The organism is Shewanella basaltis (assembly GCF_023283885.1).
Lineage (GTDB): Bacteria > Pseudomonadota > Gammaproteobacteria > Enterobacterales > Shewanellaceae > Shewanella > Shewanella basaltis.
This window is the reverse complement of sequence record NZ_JAKILA010000002.1, coordinates 159,823-181,515: the sequence shown is the minus strand read 5'-3', so window position 1 is coordinate 181,515 and position 21,693 is coordinate 159,823. Positions and strand designations below refer to the sequence as shown.

The 21,693-nt window shown below is 41.2% G+C and carries 19 protein-coding genes and 1 other RNA gene; 8 read left to right on the top strand and 12 right to left on the bottom strand.

Annotated elements, in window-relative coordinates; all coding sequences use genetic code 11:
• Positions 1 to 381: 381 nt before the first annotated feature.
• The 4 genes from L2703_RS02575 to L2703_RS02560 all read left to right on the top strand — a co-directional run bounded on the left by L2703_RS02575 (position 382) and on the right by L2703_RS02560 (position 3,156).
• Positions 382 to 1,128, top strand: a complete 747-nt coding sequence (locus L2703_RS02575) for an AAA family ATPase (protein WP_248969576.1) — start codon at positions 382 to 384, stop codon at positions 1,126 to 1,128.
• On the top strand, positions 1,088 to 1,504 hold the full coding sequence (locus tag L2703_RS02570; protein ID WP_248969575.1) for a CopG family transcriptional regulator: 417 nt from the start codon (positions 1,088 to 1,090) through the stop codon (positions 1,502 to 1,504). The genes L2703_RS02575 and L2703_RS02570 overlap by 41 nt, the downstream gene beginning before the upstream one ends.
• Before the next feature lie 169 nt (positions 1,505 to 1,673).
• Complete coding sequence (locus L2703_RS02565; protein WP_248969574.1) at positions 1,674 to 2,498, top strand: M90 family metallopeptidase; 825 nt, start codon at positions 1,674 to 1,676, stop codon at positions 2,496 to 2,498.
• Between the two features lie 55 nt (positions 2,499 to 2,553).
• Positions 2,554 to 3,156: a nuclear transport factor 2 family protein gene (locus L2703_RS02560; protein WP_248969573.1), complete on the top strand. Its 603-nt coding sequence runs from the start codon at positions 2,554 to 2,556 to the stop codon at positions 3,154 to 3,156.
• Positions 3,157 to 3,216: 60 nt separating this feature from the next.
• Here L2703_RS02560 and L2703_RS02555 read toward each other — a convergent pair whose 3' ends face one another.
• The 6 genes from L2703_RS02555 to L2703_RS02530 all read right to left on the bottom strand — a co-directional run bounded on the left by L2703_RS02555 (position 3,217) and on the right by L2703_RS02530 (position 12,526).
• On the bottom strand, positions 3,217 to 4,680 hold the full coding sequence (locus L2703_RS02555) for an HDOD domain-containing protein (protein ID WP_428848639.1): 1,464 nt from the start codon (positions 4,678 to 4,680) through the stop codon (positions 3,217 to 3,219).
• A 354-nt stretch (positions 4,681 to 5,034) separates the two neighbouring features.
• Positions 5,035 to 6,351 carry an isocitrate lyase gene (gene aceA / locus L2703_RS02550; protein WP_248969572.1) on the bottom strand — a complete coding sequence of 439 codons (1,317 nt, stop codon included), beginning with the start codon at positions 6,349 to 6,351 and terminating at the stop codon, positions 5,035 to 5,037.
• Positions 6,352 to 6,446: 95 nt separating this feature from the next.
• Entirely contained in the window at positions 6,447 to 8,099 is a 1,653-nt protein-coding gene (gene aceB, locus L2703_RS02545) for a malate synthase A (protein WP_248969571.1), read from the bottom strand.
• Positions 8,100 to 9,661: 1,562 nt separating this feature from the next.
• Positions 9,662 to 11,392 carry a diguanylate cyclase gene (locus tag L2703_RS02540; protein ID WP_248969570.1) on the bottom strand — a complete coding sequence of 577 codons (1,731 nt, stop codon included), beginning with the start codon at positions 11,390 to 11,392 and terminating at the stop codon, positions 9,662 to 9,664.
• 45 nt (positions 11,393 to 11,437) lie between these two features.
• Complete coding sequence (locus tag L2703_RS02535; RefSeq protein WP_248969569.1) at positions 11,438 to 11,647, bottom strand: hypothetical protein; 210 nt, start codon at positions 11,645 to 11,647, stop codon at positions 11,438 to 11,440.
• A gap of 45 nt (positions 11,648 to 11,692) precedes the next feature.
• Positions 11,693 to 12,526 carry an SAM-dependent methyltransferase gene (locus L2703_RS02530; protein WP_248969714.1) on the bottom strand — a complete coding sequence of 278 codons (834 nt, stop codon included), beginning with the start codon at positions 12,524 to 12,526 and terminating at the stop codon, positions 11,693 to 11,695.
• 625 nt (positions 12,527 to 13,151) lie between these two features.
• Here L2703_RS02530 and L2703_RS02525 point away from each other — a divergent pair.
• Positions 13,152 to 13,655, top strand: a complete 504-nt coding sequence (locus L2703_RS02525) for an outer membrane protein assembly factor BamE (protein WP_248969568.1) — start codon at positions 13,152 to 13,154, stop codon at positions 13,653 to 13,655.
• 71 nt (positions 13,656 to 13,726) lie between these two features.
• Here the strand turns inward: L2703_RS02525 and L2703_RS02520 are convergent, their stop codons facing one another.
• Together L2703_RS02520 and L2703_RS02515 are read right to left on the bottom strand one after the other, a co-directional pair.
• Complete coding sequence (locus tag L2703_RS02520; protein ID WP_248969567.1) at positions 13,727 to 14,062, bottom strand: RnfH family protein; 336 nt, start codon at positions 14,060 to 14,062, stop codon at positions 13,727 to 13,729.
• Positions 14,052 to 14,489 carry an SRPBCC family protein gene (locus L2703_RS02515; protein WP_248969566.1) on the bottom strand — a complete coding sequence of 146 codons (438 nt, stop codon included), beginning with the start codon at positions 14,487 to 14,489 and terminating at the stop codon, positions 14,052 to 14,054. Before L2703_RS02515 ends, L2703_RS02520 begins: the two co-directional genes overlap by 11 nt.
• 263 nt (positions 14,490 to 14,752) lie before the next feature.
• Between L2703_RS02515 and smpB the strand changes: the two genes are divergently transcribed.
• The 3 genes from smpB (at position 14,753) to L2703_RS02500 (ending at position 17,675) form a co-directional block, all read left to right on the top strand.
• Entirely contained in the window at positions 14,753 to 15,250 is a 498-nt protein-coding gene (gene smpB, locus L2703_RS02510) for an SsrA-binding protein SmpB (protein ID WP_248969565.1), read from the top strand.
• A 71-nt stretch (positions 15,251 to 15,321) separates the two neighbouring features.
• Positions 15,322 to 15,677, top strand: a transfer-messenger RNA (tmRNA) gene (gene ssrA / locus L2703_RS02505).
• A 723-nt stretch (positions 15,678 to 16,400) separates the two neighbouring features.
• Complete coding sequence (locus L2703_RS02500; RefSeq protein WP_248969564.1) at positions 16,401 to 17,675, top strand: hypothetical protein; 1,275 nt, start codon at positions 16,401 to 16,403, stop codon at positions 17,673 to 17,675.
• Between the two features lie 524 nt (positions 17,676 to 18,199).
• Here L2703_RS02500 and L2703_RS02495 read toward each other — a convergent pair.
• The 4 genes from L2703_RS02495 to L2703_RS02480 form a co-directional block, all read right to left on the bottom strand.
• Positions 18,200 to 18,544 (bottom strand): zinc ribbon domain-containing protein YjdM, encoded by a 345-nt coding sequence (locus tag L2703_RS02495; RefSeq protein ID WP_188738799.1) that lies wholly within the window; start codon positions 18,542 to 18,544, stop codon positions 18,200 to 18,202.
• 198 nt (positions 18,545 to 18,742) lie between these two features.
• Positions 18,743 to 18,934, bottom strand: coding sequence for a ribbon-helix-helix domain-containing protein (locus tag L2703_RS02490; RefSeq protein WP_188738798.1), 192 nt, complete (start codon positions 18,932 to 18,934; stop codon positions 18,743 to 18,745).
• A 106-nt stretch (positions 18,935 to 19,040) separates the two neighbouring features.
• Positions 19,041 to 20,381 (bottom strand): leucine-rich repeat-containing protein kinase family protein, encoded by a 1,341-nt coding sequence (locus tag L2703_RS02485; RefSeq protein ID WP_248969563.1) that lies wholly within the window; start codon positions 20,379 to 20,381, stop codon positions 19,041 to 19,043.
• Between the two features lie 246 nt (positions 20,382 to 20,627).
• Positions 20,628 to 21,671 carry an alkene reductase gene (locus L2703_RS02480; RefSeq protein WP_248969562.1) on the bottom strand — a complete coding sequence of 348 codons (1,044 nt, stop codon included), beginning with the start codon at positions 21,669 to 21,671 and terminating at the stop codon, positions 20,628 to 20,630.
• Positions 21,672 to 21,693: the final 22 nt, after the last annotated feature.

The window sequence follows — 21,693 nt, the reverse complement described above, 5'->3', positions numbered from 1 at the left end:
ATCACGGATTCACTCCAACGATCTCATATATACATATTTGGAATAAACAAAACAAAAAAACGCACAAAAAAGGCATATAAACCTGCGCAACAAGCTTTGCTATTTGCTCGCCACCACCAGACATCATGGGCTAAAAAACACACAATGCTTCCTAAGTAACTATCTTATTTAACTTTTTAGTAACATTGACAATGGCTAGCAAGGCTGTCAATTTTTTGCCTTTTTGTTCATTTGCGTCAATAAAATGAACTGGCGCCATTTATAAAAAAACGTCAAAAATCAGGTAATTGACGAAACAATATTAAGCACTTACAGTTAAGTCAGGCATTAAGTTTGGCCATGGAATATGCATGACAAACTCGAGTATAGGGGACGGTTTCGATGATTATATTAGTCGGTGGAGAAAAAGGCGGAAGTGGTAAAAGCTGCCTGGCACAAAATATTGCGGTGTTCTTAACCACAGAAGCACACGCCAGTGTCATAATGGTTGACTGCGATCCCCAGCGCACTACGTCAGATTGGATCCAGGCGCGCAACAACAACCCCAGTTTACCCACAATTAACTGTGTGCAATTATACGGCAAAATTCGCAATGACTTACTGAGTCTAGAGCAACATTACGACTACGTGATTGTTGATTGTGGCGGCCAAGACAACCTTGCACTTCGCGCCTCGATGTCAGTGGCATCACATGTGCTTATGCCACTTAGACCAAAACGTCGCGATTTAAAGACAGTCAGCCACATGGACGACATAGTGTCGACTTGCTTGATGATAAACCCCAAGATGCAGGCATCATTTGTTATTACTCAATGCCCAAGCTTGCCAAACCAGGCGAATCGAATAACCGAAGCAAAAGATGTTTGCCGCACGTACAGCATAAATGTGCTCGATGCGGTTAACTACAGTAGAAACATTTATGACGACAGTGAAGAGTCCGGGTTATCAGTATTTGAACTCGAACCTAAAGGCAAAGCCACTGAAGAAATGCGAAGTATTGCGTGTGAATTATTAGGTATTACAGATGCAAAACAACTTATCGATCAGCGTAATAATGTCGCTGACATAACGAATTTGAGAGGAAATTATGGGACTCGCCGATCTCAAGAAAAACGCTTCGTTATGTAAAACAGAGCGCCCAATCGCCATCTCAATCGATGACTTTATTGCTGCCGCAGACTTATATGCGGCTGGCAAATCACGGCAAGATACAGGTTTAGCTGTAGACTTATGCCACAATGACCTGACACAGCCCAACAAAGTGATTGATTTTTTGCAGCGTAAATACCCGCAAACACTGCCGTCACAAGCCAGTGCCACTGAAAACAGCCATAAGCCGTTTAGGCGCTGCACCTATACATTAAGTGAAACGGCCATTGAGCAACTCACATTATTGAGCCAACAAGGTAATGTGGCAAAATCAAAACTTATCAGGCAGTTAATCTGTCATTACTTTAACCTCAGCCCAGAGCAACAAAAACAAATCGAGCTCAACGCAAATTAATAGGCTACCCCCTAACACTCTCCCCACCCTTTACTGGCGACAAATACCAAGATGTTATTTGTTTGCCAGTGTTTTTATTGTTTCATACTCATTAGCCCGTCAAGTTGCTTGAATTTTTAGCATCACTCCCCCATACATAGATTATCGAAGATAAATACCAAGGCAAAATATGGCTGCGATTGTGGTTGTAATATTTATTTCACTGCTGGCTATCGCATGGATAGCCAGTTCAGGGTGGCGAAAACAACGAAAACGTCAACGCATTAAGTCACGCCCTTTTCCTAGTCACTGGCGGGCAATACTCAAAGCGCGTTTTCCCTATTTTAAGGCAATGCCAACCGATTTACAGTTACAACTCAAAAAGCACATACAGGTGTTTATTGATGAAAAACAATTTGTTGGTTGTAATGGGTTCATTATCAATGACGAAGTCAAGGTCACCATTGCCGCCCAGGCCTGTTTACTGTTGCTTAATCGACACACAGATTATTACCCCAATTTAAAACAGATCCTCGTATACCCAACTGCCTTTATTGTTGAAAAAAATCACACAGACACGGCAGGCGTTCAGTCAACTAAACGTAATGTTTTACTGGGGGAATCATGGGGAAATGGCAAGGTTATTTTGTCATGGAACAGCACCATTGAAGGCGCAGCAAATCCCTTTGATGGCAGCAATGTTGTGATTCATGAATTTGCGCATCAACTGGACCAAGAAGATGGTGCAGCCAATGGCGCACCACCACTTCGTGATATTACTGCTTATCGCTCTTGGTCACACATTCTGGGCGAGGAGTTTAAGCAACTTCAGCATTGCGCTGCACATCATAAACCGTCATTATTTAGTTATTATGGGGCGACTAATCCTGCAGAGTTTTTTGCGGTTATCAGCGAAAGCTTTTTTGAACGCCCTGCTGAGTTTTACCAACAACATCAGCAACTTTACCAAGAATTAAGCCAATTTTATCAGTTAAATCCAATACATTGGCAATAACGCATTGCTCGTATAGAGAATGTACCAAAACAACATCAATAACCTAAGGGACACTATGCAATCTATAATTCACCGACTTGGTTTTATCGCCATGTTAGTTACCACCATGACAGCATTTGACATACATGCCTCACAAAACAATGAGCAACAGCCAGACAATCCCCAAACTGACCATAAAAGCGCAGCGGTTAGCCAACAGGTGAGTTCAGAAAGTCAGGCTGTGATTAAAGATCTAAATCATCAAGTCGATATCGACAGCCAGGGCTTGTCTGAAGCAGACAGTCAGACCGTAAGCGCAATATTAAATAAATTGCACGAAAGCGCAGCCATTGCCGATTGGAGTGCTTATTTCAGTTTATACCACCCACAGGCAGTGTTTATTGGCACAGACAGCTCAGAGCGATGGAATATGGTTGAATTTGAGCGTTATGCTAAACCCACTAAAGGTTGGCGCTATGAATTGCAATCTCGGCATTTATTGCAAATAGACGACACCATTTTATTTGACGAACAACTTTATAGCCCAGAGTACGGTGTAAGCCGAGGAACTGGTGCATTAATTAATACCGAGCAAGGCTGGAAAATTGCCCAGTATCATTTGAGTTTTCCCATCCCAAATGAAAAAGCAAAACGTATTACCAGCCTCATTATGCAGTAACAAAAAGAGATGACCATTGGTCATCTCTTTTTTATCTAATCCATGTTATTCACTCACTTTTTAGCTCATCGACACAGTAAAACAAACGTTTGCTAGCTGGCAAAAATGGGTAAAGCTCTCGTTATCTTGCTGCTCAAAATGCCTGCCACTGCTGTGTCTGTCAGCATAAAATAACCCCAGCACCTTGCTCCCTACGGTCAAGGGGGCAATTAAAAAACCAAACGCAGACAGTTTTTCGACAAGGGCATCGTCCAACTGCACTTTACAGTCAGAAGACGATGGTGCATTTACCCAAATACTGCGTTTTTGATCGATACATTGGCTAAATACTGATTGCGGATCGTTGAGCTCTATTACAAAAGCTTGTTTAAGGGCTTGCGAATCCTCCCCCATCATCACCCGTGGTTGGAGCAATTTTCGGCTCGGAGACAAAAGCAACACACCACAACGATCCACACCAACACCCGTTAAAATCCCTTCAAGTGCTGTTTGCATGATTTGATTAAATTCTGTTTTGACCACGGCATATTGGGTTAATTGACGTAATTTTCCTAATTGATAGCTTAGGTCAGCCTGTCTCACTAATACACTGTCTTCTAACTCTTCATCGCTTTGGATAATACGGGCTGGATCAGGTAAATATGCCACAATCGCTTTAGCCCCATATGCTATAGCTAATTTATGAGTGTTTTCACTGCAATGTATCACTCTATTGGTCATTTCCTCTACACTGACATCAAGCAACTCAGCAGCTTGAGTAAGGTATTTTTGTAATTCTTTAGGATTAACCTCTGACAAGGTCAAGGCTTCAGACAGTTTGTCAGCAATGAAAATACACCTAATTTCAGGCATTCGCTCGTCAGGCTGAGATAAAGACTTTAACAAAACCTCGCCTAAGCCCCAACTACGGGCGATCCCCTGAGTGAGTTGCAAAAATGAAGTGCCTAATTCAGCTCTAATGATACAATGTTGTTCTGTTTTATCTGTCGCAGTGGTTAATTTGCGATCAAGTGAATCGGTAAACTCGCCCCCCATACACCAAAAAGCACTTTCACCAATTCGATATAACAAAGAGGCAATAAACACTTCTTCGCGAAGCGCATCGCCCCTGTCATTCATCATCATGCGGGCCAACATTGCCGCCTGAAAAGACTGCGCCATTAATTTTAATAAGCGCTCATAGACGCCTTTGGACAGGTGATTGTTTTCTAATAGGCTTGTCAGTAATTTTGCTGTAATACAAATATTACGGATACTATCAAAACCAAGCACCACTGCTGCACGGCTTACCGTTGAGATTTGGCTAATCCCTTTGTTGTAAATAGCGCTATTGGCCACACGCAAAATTCGTGAAGTTAACGCATTATCATGCATCACGCTGCGTCCAAGTAACGCCAACGATGATACATCATCTTTTGCTAACGTCTCTAAATTTCGAACTGTTGAGCATAATGCGGGCATTTCTTGCTCACTGATACGCTTGGTCCAGTAATCAGCGCCTTTGGCTTGAATTGTGGGTTTCAAAAATTAACCTAAATGTAACAAATAGTCTTTTGAGTATAATCAATTTTATTCAAACATTGGGTACAGTTTTTTTACTTTATTGTACGCATGTCTAAAAAAGAGCCAGATGTTGAATTAGCAATGGTGTGTTAAAGCTTACAAAATGCAAAAAAAAACGGCTCATTAGAGCCGCAATCACAAATACGTGGTTGGAAAGCTTACGGGTAGGAAGTACCCAATAAATTAACATCAACAACTAAGCAAATGCTTATGATCTAACACATTGGATAAAAATCCCGTGCGACCTGTAGGTGAGCCGCACGGGGTTACAACAGCCACAAAGTGGCTAAACTTGTAAAACGGTAGCGCTAGAGCTTAAAACTGTTCTTCTTCAGTCGAACCAGTTAACGCTGTTACAGAAGATTTTCCGCCTTGAATACAGGTTGTGACTTGGTCAAAGTATCCCGTGCCCACTTCCTGTTGATGCGAAACGAAGGTATAGCCTTTCTTCGCTGCCGCAAATTCAACTTCTTGCACTTTTTCAACATAATGTTTCATGCCTTCACCGCGCGCATAGTCATAGGCTAGGTCGAACATGTTGTACCACATGTTATGAATGCCAGCTAACGTGATGAATTGATACTTGTAGCCCATGTTTGACAGCTCTTGTTGGAACTTAGCAATCGTTGCATCGTCTAGGTTCTTCTTCCAGTTAAATGAAGGAGAACAGTTATATGCCAGTAATTGGTCTGGATATTGAGCATGAATCGCCTCAGCAAATTTTTTCGCTTCTTCAAGGCATGGCTTAGCCGTTTCACACCAAATTAGGTCTGCATAAGGAGCATAAGCAAGACCTCGAGAAATGGCTTGGTCTAGGCCAGCTTTAACGCGATAGAACCCTTCACTGGTACGCTCACCCGTCACAAAGTCACGGTCATACTCATCACAATCTGAAGTCATTAAGTCAGCAGCGTTAGCATCGGTACGAGCAATAACCAATGTTGGCACACCACTTACGTCAGCAGCTAAACGAGCAGCAACCAGTTTTTGCACAGCTTCTTGGGTAGGAACTAATACTTTACCGCCCATGTGGCCACATTTTTTAACTGACGCTAACTGATCTTCAAAGTGAACCCCTGCAGCACCAGCATCAATCATCGACTTCATCAACTCAAAGGCATTTAATACGCCACCAAAACCGGCTTCAGCGTCTGCCACAATCGGTAAGAAGTAGTCTGTGTAATTTTCATCGCCTGGATTAACTTCTTTACTCCACTGAATTTGATCTGCACGGCGGAACGAGTTATTAATACGGCTTACCACAGCAGGTACAGAGTTTGCTGGATATAACGACTGATCTGGGTACATGGTTCCCGCTAAGTTGGCATCTGCCGCAACCTGCCAGCCAGAAAGATAAATCGCCTCAATACCCGCTTTTGCTTGTTGAACCGCTTGTCCACCAGTTAAAGCGCCTAGCGAGTTTACATAACCTTTTTTAGCACCGCCGTTGACCAGCTCCCATAATTTTGCCGCACCACGTTGTGCAATCGTGTTTTCTGGAACAAAAGAGCCACGTAATGCCACCACTTCTTCTGCTGTAAAAGGACGTTTAACCCCTTTCCAACGTGGATTTTCAGCCCAGTCTTTTTTGATTGCATCGATCTGTTGCTGACGAGTTAATTGTGTAGTCATAGTGTTGCTCCTTCCTCTGTAAATAAGTTGGCAAAGTCAATCAATTCAACCTTGCGCTATGTTTGTCTAAGTAAAAAAGGGTTAATAAGCAGTCTTCAGGCAGTTAACAGTTCGTAACCGGGCAAGGTTAAAAAGTCGACTAGCTCATCTGACGTTGTAATTTGTTCAAACAAGGCGGCTGCTTGGGTAAATTTACCGGCATTAAAACGTTCGCTACCAAGCTCTTTCTCCACATTCACGGTTTCTTGTTGCAACATGTCTTTAAACAGTGCTTTAGTAACCAATTTGCCGTTTGATAAACTCTTTTGATGTTTAATCCACTGCCATATCGATGTACGCGAAATCTCTGCTGTCGCAGCGTCCTCCATCAGGCCATAAATAGGTACGCATCCGTTACCTTGGATCCAGGCCTCAATGTATTGCAGTGCAATACGAATATTGAGCCTCATCCCTTCTTCTGTTCGTTCACCAGCACAAGGCTCTAACAGCTCGCTAGCTAAAATGGGGGCATCTACGTCACGGGTAATATGAAGTTGGTTGGTTTTATCGCCACCAATGTAATCATTAAAGATTTTCATGGCAGTATCAGCTAAACCTGGGTGTGCAACCCATGTACCGTCATGGCCGTTACGGGCTTCTAACTCTTTATCACCACGTACTTTTTGTAATACTTTGGCGTTAGTCTCTTCATCTTTAGCAGGAATAAAGGCTGCCATTCCGCCCATTGCTAGAGCGCCACGTTTATGGCAGGTTTTAATCAGTAAACGAGAGTAAGCACTCAAAAACTTGGTATCCATCGTCACAGCCTGACGATCTGGCAGCACTCTGTCTGGGTAGTTTTTTAAGGTTTTGATGTAGCTAAAGATGTAATCCCAACGACCACAGTTAAGTGCAACAATATTTGAACGCAGTTCATATAAAATCTCTTCCATTTCAAACACAGCTGGGAGAGTCTCAATTAAACAGGTACATTTAATAGTGCCAGGCTTTAAGCAGAAACGTTCTTCAACAAAAGCAAACACTTTTGCCCACCATCGTGCTTCTATATGGCTTTCTAACTTAGGAATATAAAAGTAAGGTCCTGAGTTTTTAGCTAACAGTTGACGATAGTTGTGATAAAAATACATTGCAAAATCAACAAGTCCGCCAGGAACAGGCACACCTTTGTACAGCACATGTTTTTCAAGTAAGTGCAAACCACGCACACGTGCTATTAACACCGCAGGATCAGGATTGAGTGCATAATGCTTACCCGTTTCAGGGGCGGTAAATGAAATATCACCTTTAACAGCATCACGAAGGTTAATTTGGCCTTCTACCACTTTTTGCCAACTCGGTGCTAATGAATCTTCAAAGTCAGCCATAAACACTTTTACATTTGCGTTTAGGGCATTAATTATCATTTTGCGATCAACAGGGCCGGTAATTTCCACTCGGCGATCCGTTAAATCCTCTGGTATTCCGCGAATCGTCCAATCACCATCACGAATCGCTCGCGTTTCTGGTAAAAAATCTGGTAATTCACCCGCATCAATACGAGTTTGTTTTTGCTTACGCTTAGTTAATAGCTCTGGAACTTCAGCAGCAAACTTTGCACAAAGCGAATTTAAAAATGCCACAGCACCAGAGTTAAACACCTCTTGTTGTCCCTCTATGACAGGACCTACAAATGTAATGTCGGTTGTCACCGTGTCATCGGTTGCTGATGTGGTCTTGTTGTATTGAGCGACCAATTGTTCTGCCGTCATATATGGCTCCCTAAGTGCTGCATCGTTTTATTTATTAAGACAACTGTGTCACGACACTAGAGTTGGCTGTTCACATTGCCTCAGCTTTTGACCAGCTATTAGCTATCATTCATGCCCAGCTGCGTATTAGTGCATTAACTCAATTAAGTGACGACGTGTCTGTTGTCTAACTCAACAAAACTTTCAAATGTCTGTTTCGTACTAAAAACTAACCAGAAACGTTTGTAATTGCAACAGTTCAAATTTAACCAAAACTATAACTTACAGCCTAAATCTACTCATAAAAATTGGTCTGACCAACAACGCAAACCACAAGTAAACTACTGATTTTGAATAAATAAATAAAATAGAATTTATACTCTAAAATAAAAAGACTCAATTCATCTTACCAATTTACCAATAAACATACTTGGTAACTTTACATGTAATTTAACTACCTGTTGTAAATAAACTATTACACCACTTTAGTCTACATCATAAAATTAAACAATTTGATTACGTTTTGAGCTTACCTTTAGGTAACGCTGTTTTTAATTTAAAAAACAATAGCTTAAAGACACCCCGGTGAACACTAAATTCAAACGAGCGTTTTAATATTACGTTTACGTAAGGGTAATTTTTGAAAGAATAAAAGGCGCTAAAAATGAGAGTTACGTCACCCGATCAACAAGCATTGAGAGAGTGGTTTTTTTCAAAATAAATGAATTTTTTTAAAAAAAAATGTAAAAAATGTCAAAACTGGTGCACATGACATTGTTTTTAGACACACAATGGTGCAGGTAATAGGCTTAATAACCTCAACACTGGTTAATAAATGCATTTCAAACAGCGCTTTGCACTGATAACGGTGTTAAATTTACTTGCAATAGACGAGCTATTGACGCGTAAATTTGCCTGGTTATCAGCGCAAATTTCAAGTTTGAATCTATTGTATGGCGCTATTGGTAGAAGCAAGGTTATTTATTCTGGTATAGCAGATGCATTCACATGGTGCATTGAGGTATTACAGTGTTGTTTCAACAAAGCATATAAATGTATTTAGACGCATGAATTTTTAGCGCTAAAAAGGTGCATAAAAACAGGACAGCACACGCCTAATAAAAGGTATATTCGTGAATACGATAAGGTTGAAAGAGAAAAATTAAAGCTGGTAAGCAAATACTTAAGATCCCGCATTGCGGTTGAGGGGTAATAGATCCTATTAACTATTTTGCCAGTATCGCGAAACTCAGCACAAAGAAAATGCTCCCAAATACAGCGCAAGAGCTTTGTAGCTCCCTATACCCACAAAAGCCTGCTGCCAAGCTTGCTTATGTTCGCTAAATGAGCATTTGTGCATGGGGTTAGGATGGCATGGGGTTAGGAGGCATGGGATTAGCGATGGCATGCGGTAAATGATACCAATTGGCACAACAATGCGCTCATGCTTATTGATTAACATCACTTATAACCTCGTTAGCAGCGTTGAGGTTAGAACAACTCGTTCACTGAAATTTTTGCCTTGTTCTAGGCGATTGTCACTGCGCAATCTCTGAACACTTATTTATCCTAATGGGTAAACATCACTTATTAACACGCAATGGTATAACCAAAGAATCGGCATCACAAACAACACAATTACGGCCATTATGTTTTGCACTGTACAGCGCTAAATCAGCTCGTTTTATCAATGGGTCTAGGCTAAGGTCATCTTCATTTGCAGTACTCACACCACAACTGACCGTAACGCTAAAGTCATGTCCAGAGTATCGGGTATTGATCTCTGACACGGTAATCCGTAAGCGTTCAGCAAACTCCATTGCACCATGGTGGCCAAGTTTAGGCATAAATATGGCAAATTCTTCGCCGCCCATACGAGTAAAGATGTCATTTGGCCGTAACAGAGCCTCAACCACTGAGGTGAATTTCTTCAACGCCCAATCGCCCGTGGCATGGCCAAATTGGTCATTAATATTTTTAAATAAATCCAAATCCATTAATAGTACGCTAAATGGTTCGGCTGCAGACTGTGCTTCAACAAACTCGTTTTCAGCCAATTCCTGGCCAGCTCTGCGATTAAAAATACCTGTTAAGCCATCACGTTGTGCTTGTTTCATGTATTGGTTTCGTTGCAACCATGCAGAGATCAGCAATAAGAGTAAGCCAACAGAGACACCAACCAACAAGGTTGAAAACATAATTGACGAACTTTTCTCTTTCATAAAGAGATCTTTTTGCTTCATCAATAGTTCATGATCTTGCATTAAGCTATTGTTCTCTCTGTTTTTTTCAACACTGTCAAAACGAGCCATTTGATACGCATTTTCTTTTATTTTTTGTTCATTAAGGAGTTGTAAACTCAAAGCATTAGCCACAACTTGGTATTGATATGCCTTATCGAATTGTCCACGCTTGCCTGCAATAAGGGATAAGGCTTCATTAGCCCGCTTTTTAACCAGCATATTATTGGGCGCGACGGGTAATTGATTAACTTTTTGAGCAAATATTTCGGCTTTTTCAAAATCACCAAGGTAAAAATAAGTCATCCCCAAATAAGAGTTAAGATCGTTTATCTCCACTTCAAACTTAAACTTTTGGTAACCTTCTAACGACGCTAAAAACAAGCCCTCAGCCTTGTGATAATCCCCTTGCTCAAATGCCACATTGCCACGCCCTCTTACTGACATAACCGCAATCAGCGGAAAACCATGCTCTGCACAATATTGCTCAGTATTTACAAATAGGCTTTCTGCGTCGGGCAGGCGTTTTAAACGCAAATGTGCAACAGCGTTATAAAGCATTGAGTAACAATAGTTTTTAGGGTTTTTACCTTGATTAAGCTCCATTGCCAGCTTAGAAATTCTTAACATTTCATCATAAGCCTCTAGCTCCATATATACATTTAAGAGGCGATTATAAGTGGCAATTTTGATGCTATTATCTTGATAGCTATTAATACGAGCTAAGTTAGCCTCTAACTGGGTAAAGGCTTGTTTATAATCTTTAAGCCCGATACTCACTGTGACTTTATACAAATAAATGCGGGTTAATAGTTCATCGGAAGGATTAAAAGATAACGCCAGATCTAAAGCTTTACCGGCCTCAGTATATTCAGCTAAATAAATGTGTTTAATGCTCATCAGCACATGTAAACGGCTTTTTTGCGCGCCAGAGAACTCAGGTTCCAGCGTCAAGACATCATTGAGTTTATCAATGGCACTTTGAGTATCGGTAAGCATAAAGCTTTCAATAATATCAAGCTCTTCATCTATTTCATCAGCATAAGCTAATACCGTGTACCCCAAAAGTAACACTGCAAAAATCAGTCGTATACAAAAGCACATGCGCACGGTATAGACCTAACTGGGGGAGCTAACAATCTGAAACATTTGCATATCTTCGTCTCCGGCTAATTGACGGATCAATGCTTTATCACCAGACATAACGGCGGCGATTTCTTCATCTGTGATGCCATTCGCCTGCATTACACCGCGAGGATCTTGCAGATAAGCCTCGAGTAAAGCGGCATCAGTGCCTAATTGAGTAAAAAATTGACTTAAGTTAGACATTTCATGTCCTTATTTTTGTAGTTTTGGTGTTTTTCGCAAACGTAATTAGCCAAGATCGGCTTCCGTTATCGCTAACCTAGCTAGCATTTTATTGTTTAATGTTAATGCTTTACTCGGTGGTATTAACAAGGTGCTAATAGTCGTTAACGGTACATTGACTAATTCTGCCAGTGTTATCCACTCAATTCTGGGTGTTTGCACTGCTAAATTGGCCGCTTCGTATATTACCACCTTATGTGTTGGGTTATACCACTGGCTTAAATGCTCAACCAGTATCTGGATTTTCGCTTTTGTTGTACAAAACTGCGTTAAGGTATGCTCTCCTGCCAACGCTATTTGCCACAATACAACATGGGCGCTGGTGTCAGGCTGGTGCTGATACAACATAAACTGAGTTGCTTCATAGCTTTGATGCCCACAACGCCCTGGATCAATCCCTAAATCGGCCCATAAACAGGCTTCTGCAGACACCCCCGCTAGCATCTTAGCCTTAAACCCTTGTAACCTCGCCTGCTCGATGGCCATGTGCGACACACACGAAAACACCCCAGGATGACCATACAAAGCACATACCACTATTTTATTGGCGTTGACTTCAGTTAATATGGCATCAACCATTTGCTGATATGTTTCACGGCGATTTTTAATTTCATCGGCTTGTGCATAGTATACCTGCAAAGAACGAACATCATCGTTGAGAGACGCCAACCAACGCTCAGTAAAGCCGTCCGGTACTAACGAAAAAACGACATCCGCAAGGCGAATATAACTTACGCTCAACTCACCAATTTGTCCCGCAAGTTGGATCCCAGTACCCACACAAATTAATTGCCCTTTACGTGTCATATTAATAGATGAATGTTGCGGCTGTAATGTCATATTGGCCATGTGTTATGTTGATTTCATCATAAAACTAAACGAGTACTAACCTCGCCCAAGAACACTAAATATTGTTAATCTAGCGTTTAAATTAAACGTATTAGCAACCTTTATCAAACATTATCAGTACAACCTCAGCGTAATCGTACTAATCACCTTAGTAAAAACGCCTACTGTGATCATTTTCCTGTCAATATGCAGGTAACGACATTAAACCCAAGTGAGCGTTAAATAACCTCAGCTCTGGATAACAAACGCCTTTCAAGCAGTCCTTTGCCTTCCTCACTGCGTTGAATTAACTTGCAATAGGCTAGCTATTGACGCGTTAATTCGCCTTGTTAGCAAAACAAATCACAAGCTTGACAGTGGATTTTAGTCAATCTATTGATTTATATCGTTATCAATACATCTCTTGTCCAGAGTTGAGGTTAAATAGATAAACACTTTATGACGCGTCATTAACCTCAATAACAATAACGCCATCTGTTTGATTACTTTTCACACAAAAACCGGGAACTTAACCGCCTATATGTACTCAAAGCGACAACATCTTATAATCGGCCCTTGTCAGCATAGGGACAGCTTGGGTATGATGACCGACAGAATTTAGGAAGTAGCGCAGACAATGATAAACAAAAAACAACGTCTTACCCTTGTAAGCGCAGTAGCGCTTTCACTTACTATGAGCGGATGTAGTGCTTTTGATTGGCTAATTTACAAGCCTGATATCCCTCAAGGTAACTACATGGAAACACAGCAAGTTGAAAAGCTTCGTGTTGATATGACTAAAGAACAAACCGAATATATTTTGGGTCGCCCGGTACTACGTGACAGTTTTGCCGACGATACTTGGTATTATGTGTACCATTTTAAAAGTGGTCGTAATGCTAAAATCACCCATAAAGAGTTAATTGTTCATTTTACTGGCGATAAAATCTCTCGTGTCACAGGCGATTACGAATTAAGTAGTGACTTTAATACACCACTTGAATTAAGTTCGTTGCCTTCTGCTACTGAGGCAGATTTAAAACCATTACTCCCTGAAGTACGTCCAGACGCGGCCCCTTTAGTGGAAGAAAATCGCCCCACCTTGACCAATCAACCTGAAAAAACAAATGAACCAGGTTAAGCAATAATCACGGTCAATAAAAAAGCAGAATCACCAGATTCTGCTTTTTTGTTTGCACTCAAACAGTACAATTAACTCACCTTAGCACCGGTTGTCTTATTAATCCGACCTTCGTCTTTAGCTTTCTCAGCGCGTTTGCGACGCACATCTTTAGGATCTGCAATTAATGGTCTATAAATTTCTACTCGCTGGCCAGGCACTAGCACTTCGTCATGCTTTGCCACTCGGCTAAACACCCCTAACTTAACGTCATCTAAGTTGATTTCAGGGAAAAACTTAACAATATTACTTTGAACAACAGCCTCAATAAACGTGGTGCCAGGAGAAACCATCACAGTGATGATTTTTTGCTGTTTAGGAAGGGCGTATATGACATCAACTGCAAATTTTTCTGCTTCATTTATCACGATAAATCACCTTTGCTCTGTCGGTAAACGCCATCACCATCGATGACATTAACTCTTTAAAGATTTTACCAAAAGCCATATCAACCACTCTATTTGAAAATTCAAAGTCGAGATTAAACTCAACTTTACAAGCGTCCTCTGTTAATGCGGTAAACTTCCATAAACCATGCATATATTTAAAAGGGCCGTTTTCAAGCTCTAGCTTAATTGATTCCGCTTCAACCACTTGGTTTCGAGTCGTAAAGGTTTTACTGATGCCTGCTTTACTGACATCAACCGACGCGACCATGGTTTTGCCGTCAAACTCGATAACTTTACCGCCAACACAACCCGGTAAAAATACATGATATGACTCAACATCGTTGACTAAATCATACATCTCTTTAGCACTAAACATTACCAGCATACTTTTGGAAATCTTGGGCATCTGACATCACTACAGTAAAAACAATGCACGGATTTTATCACGTTAAGCAAAAAAGACATCCGCCGTTACGGTAAATCTCATGGTTAATAGCACAATAGGCAATAAACTGGGTATAATCGTTGAAATAGACAAAATTTCCCCCATATCTGTTATAGCAATGGTGTAATTTATCACATTAATATAATAGCGTTTTTTAAATGGGCTAACTGCTGACTGTCCGCCCCTCGTTTAAGAGCCACGCGACAATCAAAATGGTAAACACAATGGTAAAAAAGAATTCAAAATCAGCAAAAAATGCCCCAGCAACCATCGCACGTAATAAGCGCGCAACATTTGAATATCGCATCGAAGACAAAATAGAAGCGGGATTGCAGCTTATGGGGTGGGAAGTCAAATCAATAAGAATGGGTAAAGTCAACCTAGCTGATTGTTATGTCTACATTAAAGAAGGTGAAGCCTTTATGCATGGTTGTACAATTCAACCACTTAACACGGCTTCGACCCATGTAATATGCGACCCAATCCGCACTAAAAAGCTGTTATTAAAACGCAGTGAAATTGACAAGCTAGCTGGCTTAATTGAACGCCAGGGCTACACCTTAGTACCATTATCAATGTACTGGCGCAAAGGCGCTTGGGTTAAAGTTGAAATTGGCTTAGGTAAAGGTAAAAAAGATCACGACAAACGTGAAGACACCAAAGAACGCGAATGGAAAGTTGAACAGTCACGCGTAATGAAAAAAAGCAGACTGGACGGATAATAACCAAACGATGATATTTTGTTAATACTCTCTAGGTATTAGCGAAACAACGCGTTATGATAGAAGCAATTGGGGGCGATTCTGGATTCGACAGGATTCACGAAACCCAAGGAGCATGTCGAGGGGCGGTTGGCCTCGTAAAAAGCCGCACCGTTATAGTTGCAAACGACTCTAACTACTCTCTAGCAGCTTAGGCTAGCTAGCCATCAGCCACACGTTTAGCACTTGGGCAGTGGATTTTGATGGTCACCTTACATTGTGCTAGCGAGGGAACTCCGTCCGGGGGTGAACCGCGAAACAGTACCGGACTCACCAATTAGCATCCTGTCTTTCGGAGACTGATTGGTTAAATAAAAGAGAGACTAAACATGTAGCGCCGAGGATGTAGGCTTTCTGGACGCGGGTTCAAGTCCCGCCGCCTCCACCAAATACCGAAAGGGCTTAGCAGCAATGCTAAGCCCTTTTTCTTTGTCTAATGGAGACAGCCACAGATGTTCAAACTTCGTTTGAAATGGAATCGCAAGGTTCCACCCTGCACGGGCCAAAAGGGGATCATGGCCTGCGGCCACTAACGTCGTGGCGCTTCGCCCACACCAGACCAAGAGGAAACCAACGGCTGTTCCCTCTTTACTCTTTATAAAAGAATTGGCCCAGCCGCCCCGCAACATTTTCGTTATTACAAAACAACAGCTGCGAAAAGGTCACCATGGGGATTGATCCAGCTTTTAACCTCGTTTGTAATCGACTTCGGCCCATCTTGCAATAAAGAGTGAAAATGCTAACGCTTCAGATGGGGCGTCCCTTCCCCTCTAAAGCTAGCTGGCCGTCCATGGCCAGCTCACGTCATTTTCTTCAACGTCCTCAAGTCCAGAGTTGAATCAACCAATTACAAGCAAAGCATTAAACTCGTTTTTGTCCAGCAATGGTTTAGGGCATGTAACTTATTTATGCCCGATTCCAAGCCAGAGTATTTATACTCAACATTTTAATTTGACCTACATTTACTAATCAGGCTAGCGTCTATTGAAGCCGGGCCTTACCAATACCACTTCATAATAATTTTCTGATTTAGTTAATGTTGTTAGAGAACTCTAGCAATTATTAATATCAAAGATGTAATATAAAGCATTGATTTATATTGGAGCAGATAATGGCTAAGTCTATATGGAAGGATGATGCTACAGCTAAGGAGTTGATTAGTCGCGTATCTCAGTGTCAATCAAACCAAAGCTCTATTATGAAGATCTCGCAACAGAACTACAAATCTTCATTTGATAGCTTTGAGTTTAGCCATTACATGAGCCTTCTCCGAGAAAACATTAAATTTGGCGACTTCCCGAATAATGTAAGAGATCAAGCACTGACTATTGCTATTTTTAAATCTGCTGATGAAGGCAAACTGAATAGTGGTTTTGTTTCTGGCATACTTAAACAAGAAGAAGCAAAGTATTTAGCTAAGCCATTTAAAGATTTCTGCTTAGTCACTGGAATTAGCGTCAATTGCTTGAAATCCCGTTTGAAGATCAGAACAGAGTTAGCCGAGATTTCTATATCAAAGGGCTTTCCAAAGACGTTTAAGTCTGATTATGACTTTGGACATGCTGAAAAGACATACCCCAATATCAACTCTGGATCATTCTCTTGGGTTGTTGTTAAAGTGTCAGCAAGGTGTTTCCATTCTGGAGCGAATTTAGCGCTGGAAGAGTTGAACTATTTCCTAGGTGTAATAAATCACTATCTCGTTTCAGGCGGTCGTAGGCAGAGTTTTGGAATGACAGATCCTATAAGCAAAGTGAGAAAGTACCCTCTGCATTATCTGTTCAATCCTGATGGTTCATTAGCAACTGAATTGAGGTGGTATGAGCCATACTTTTCACAAGAAGGCCCGACATATCATTATGACCAAAGTTTTAAAGATGCTTGTAAACACTTTAGGAAGTTGCACAAAACAATCCTTAAGAGCAACCGATACAGGTTCTTTAAGACAGTGTTTGGTCGTTTGACTGATGCGCTAGAGACAAATGATATGCAAAAGGCATTTCTGAGTTTGTGGTCATTATTGGAAAAACTTACTTTTACTCAAAAAGACAACTACACGACAACGATCAATAGAACACTTGTTCTGTTCAAAGATAAGTTTATTGTAAATCAAGATCTTGAGCTCTTGAGGCAAAAGAGAAATATTGCGATCCATAGTGGGGAGCAGTTCGAACAATCTGAAGAGTATGCATATATGCTATATAGCTATATCCGCCACTATATATTCTTCATTCTCAAAATCATGCTAAAAGTAAGGCTCGATGATGACATTAAGAGTTTATTAGATCTGCCGATAACAAGTTCCAAAATACAAGAGTATGAAGACGCGCTCGATAAACAGTTAAAGCAAGTATACCTGCTGAAAGAGTTGATTAAATTCAGTTAGGTGTTTTGAAGTCTGTCTACGGTAGTTGGAACAGATCACATTCTAGTAGCTTATAAGACTGAGAGTATGTCTTTGGTACTATAAGTTATCCGTGAACTGCTAATTCACGAAAACACTCTAACAAACTTTTGTCCAAAAATGCGTTAGATCTTTTGATTACTCACCAGGTTAAATCGAAGATAACTGAACGGCAGATGTAATCGCGGCTATGACCTTCGAAAACATGGTTGTTTTCGTAGAGCGCCCAGGGATGGGTTTACCGCGTGTCATAGAAGTGATTTCATTTGAGTATCGCCACTAGACACCTAGCACCTAGCACCTAGCACCTAGCATTTCTCAAAATATCCTAAAAAGTAACAAGTTTATAGATTATTAACGGCTTTCCCAGAAGTGGAGTCATATGGGGCGGCGGGACTTGAACTGGCGTCCATAAAAAATCCCCAATGGCATTGTTGCCAGCGGGGATTTTTTGTTAATCAGCCTGAAGCTGATTAATAGTCACTTATAACAATTAGGTTAATCGCTTAGCTTTGTTTTTTTACAAACTGCGATTTCAACATCATTTGGCCGTTACCATCAACTTTACAATCGATATCATGATCGCCTGCTACAAAGCGGTTAATCACGGCTTTAGTGCCGACTTTAAGCACAAGTGATGTCCCTTTTACTTTAAGGTCTTTAATCAATGTCACTTTGTCACCTTCTGCCAATAGGTTACCCACAGCATCTTTTAAAATAATGGCATCTGGGTCAACGACTTCTTCATTTGGGTTCCATTCATTGGCACATTCTGGGCAAATTAATAACGTACCATCTGAATAAGCATAAGGAGATTCACACTTAGGGCATGGAGGGATGACATCACTCATAAATTCATTCTCTGTATATTTAGCTTAAATAAACCAACACTAAGGCACCAATGCATTGTTATAAAAGCTTTTTCTATTGGTATGAGGTGATAATCACAACCACCCCAACTAAATTGTAATAGTATTATAATGTCATTATCACAAATTGACTAGCCTAAGCCGCAAAGTGGTTTCACGATTAGGGTTAAAAACGATAAATTAGCTTTTAACCTGAGGATTAGGTCGGCCTTGATTGTCACCAAAACTGACATCGTGTTTTTCAAGGTATTCACGAATAAGCTGACGAGTCACTTGCGAGGGGGTAAGATCTTGTGCGGCGCACAATTGTTCGAATGCCTGCTTTTTTAGCGGGTCCATTAATACAGTAAAACGGGCGGTTTTATTTTCCACAATGAGCGAGCCTTTAACCAATACATGATAATTTGATTATAATTTAGTGTGTCGTTAAAGGCTATAATTTGACTAATTAATTACCTTAATGCTGCTCAAATTACGCTTATTGCATACTGGCTAATTGTTGGCAAATAGCATTAAAACAGGGTCTACTCGCCACATTAGTTTGCATACAGTCTTGTGCCAATTGGGTTAACTTTACAGCTTGTATGCGTTGTGCCTGATCTGCTGAGTTACCCTCAATAAGATTAAGCATATCATCAAGCAAACACCCAAATGCCCTAACCTCTATGGCCTGCATTAACTGTTTACGCTCTTGCGAAAATTGGTTGAGATTAGATGCTGCACCAAAGTCGCCAAATAGCACCTTATCTTGAGGGTTTATCATTATATTGTGTGCATAAATGTCGCCATGGCTAATTCCGTTTTGATGCAGGTGCATTAAAATATCGGCCATTTGAGTGGCTATTTGCATAATACGTTTACCTGTAAATTGTGTTCCTTGGGTAAACGTATCTCTGCTGCAGGTTTGCAATGAGGGGGGTAACCCTAAATTAGTGTAGTCAGCAGGTATTAGCTCCATCACTAACCCCAATTGATCTGGCTGGTTAATTTGCGCCACTACATTAATTAAATGAGGGTGCTCACCTGCTGCAAGGCAGCAATCAAGCTCATCAGTTGGGTAACCGTCACTGGTCACCATGCCTTTAAACATTTTTATCGCAACATGGCTATTGGCAAACTTTGATAAGGTGGCTGGCAGTAACTCAGGGATTAATCGAGCCTGGTATATCAACCCAGACGCTCCCTGCCCTAATAATTTACCTAACGTGTATTGGGCTGAGGTGATGGTTGGCACGCGAGTATTTTCACAATGCTCAACATGGCTAAATGGATTACCAGAAAAAGCCAGCCACGCCAGATTAGGTAAATTAAATAACCAATCTGGCAGTGCAGGAAGTTGATTGGCAGACAAACGGATTAATGCCAGCTGGTGACAATTAGCCAGGCTTGCCGGTAATGAGGTAAGTCGATTACCGGCCAGCGCGAGTTTTTCTAAACGATAACACTGGCCTAAACTGTCTGGCAGTTGTTCGATTTGATTGTCGGTTAAAATCAACCATCGAGTTTGTTTTGGAATTGATGCGTCTGATACCTGTTTAATGCGATTAGCTTTAAAACCAATCATGTCTAAATTAGGGCATTGACCGAGTACGTCGGGTAAATGTTCAAACTGGTTATTCGACAAAAACAAGATTTTTAATTGATGCAAATCAGCAAAGTTGTCAGGAAGCGACGACAATTGATTGTCGGTTAAATCAAGCACTTCTAACGTATCTGCTAACTCAAATAATTTAACTGGAAACTCACTCAGTCCTTGGGCAATTTTGACTCGTGTTTGTCCGTACAATAAACCATCATTTAATTGTTGCAGTGTGTGCATAGCGCTTCTCTGTGCCTAAAATTGCCGACATAGTAATAGACAGCACTCAGGGAGACAAATTTATGGAAAAAAAAAGACCACAGCAAAAGCTGTGGCCAAGACGGATGCTAAAAAACACAAATTGGGGTTGATTATTTAGCTCTACGTTATGTTTCTGGCGAAATCACAACATAGCTTCCTACAAAACGCTTACCGTGTCGTATCAACTTGCATTAATAAACACTGGTTAAGCAAACAACAAAAACCTTAAATTAATTCTGCCAACATGGTTTCAGCATAAGGCACCAGTTCGTCGCCATTACGCACCTTTGCCACATAATCGGGATTAGCAATGAATGGGCGACCTATGGCTAATAAATCAAACTTATTGGCATCAATGGCTGCACTACCGGCTTCTGCGGTGTAGCTGCCCACCCCCACTAGGGTGCCAGTGTAAACACTGCGAATGTAAGCTGAAACACTGCCACCAAGATAGTCAAACTGCATTGAGTCATCAAAAATACCTGCATGTAAAAATGCAAGCTGACGCTGTGATAATGCGGGTAATAGGTAATCAAATACGGCACGGTCGCGAGCATCACCAGCCATGTTAAAATATGCGCCAGGAGACACACGCAGACCGGTGCGATCAGCGCCTATGCGTGCAATAACAGCATCGACGACTTCAAGTGCAAAGCGAGACATGTTTTCAGGCGTTTGGCCGTATTCATCGTCACGGCGGTTACTGTCGTGGTGTAAAAACTGGTCAATTAAGTAGCCATTGGCACCATGAATTTCAACACCATCAAACCCTGCATCAATTGCGTTTGCAGCCGCTTGTGCATAATCTGCAACTAACTGCTTAATGTCTTCTAGGCTTGCTGCTTTAGGGGTTTGGTAAACCAAGTCTCGCATTCTCGGCACAGTGCCTTCTACCGCTTGTGCAGAAGCAGACAGTACATCACCACCACCAAAAAAATGTGGGTGAGCAACGCGGCCCGTATGCCAAAGTTGCGCAAATATTTTACCGCCATTTTTGTGTACAGCGTCTGTCACTACCCGCCAGCCATTAATTTGCGCGGGAGTATATAAGCCTGGAGTATTTGGATAACCTTGACCATCTGGGCGAATAATGGTCGCTTCACTGATAATAAGACCCGCCTCTGCACGGCGCGCATAATAATCAGCAACCTGTTGTGTCGGCACCAAGTCATCGTCTGCCATACAACGCGTTAATGGTGCCATTAAAATCTTATTTGATAGTGTTAGGGTGTCATTGAGTTTGTAGGGGGTAAATAAATTGGCCGTCATGTGACGATCTCCTTTCTTGAAT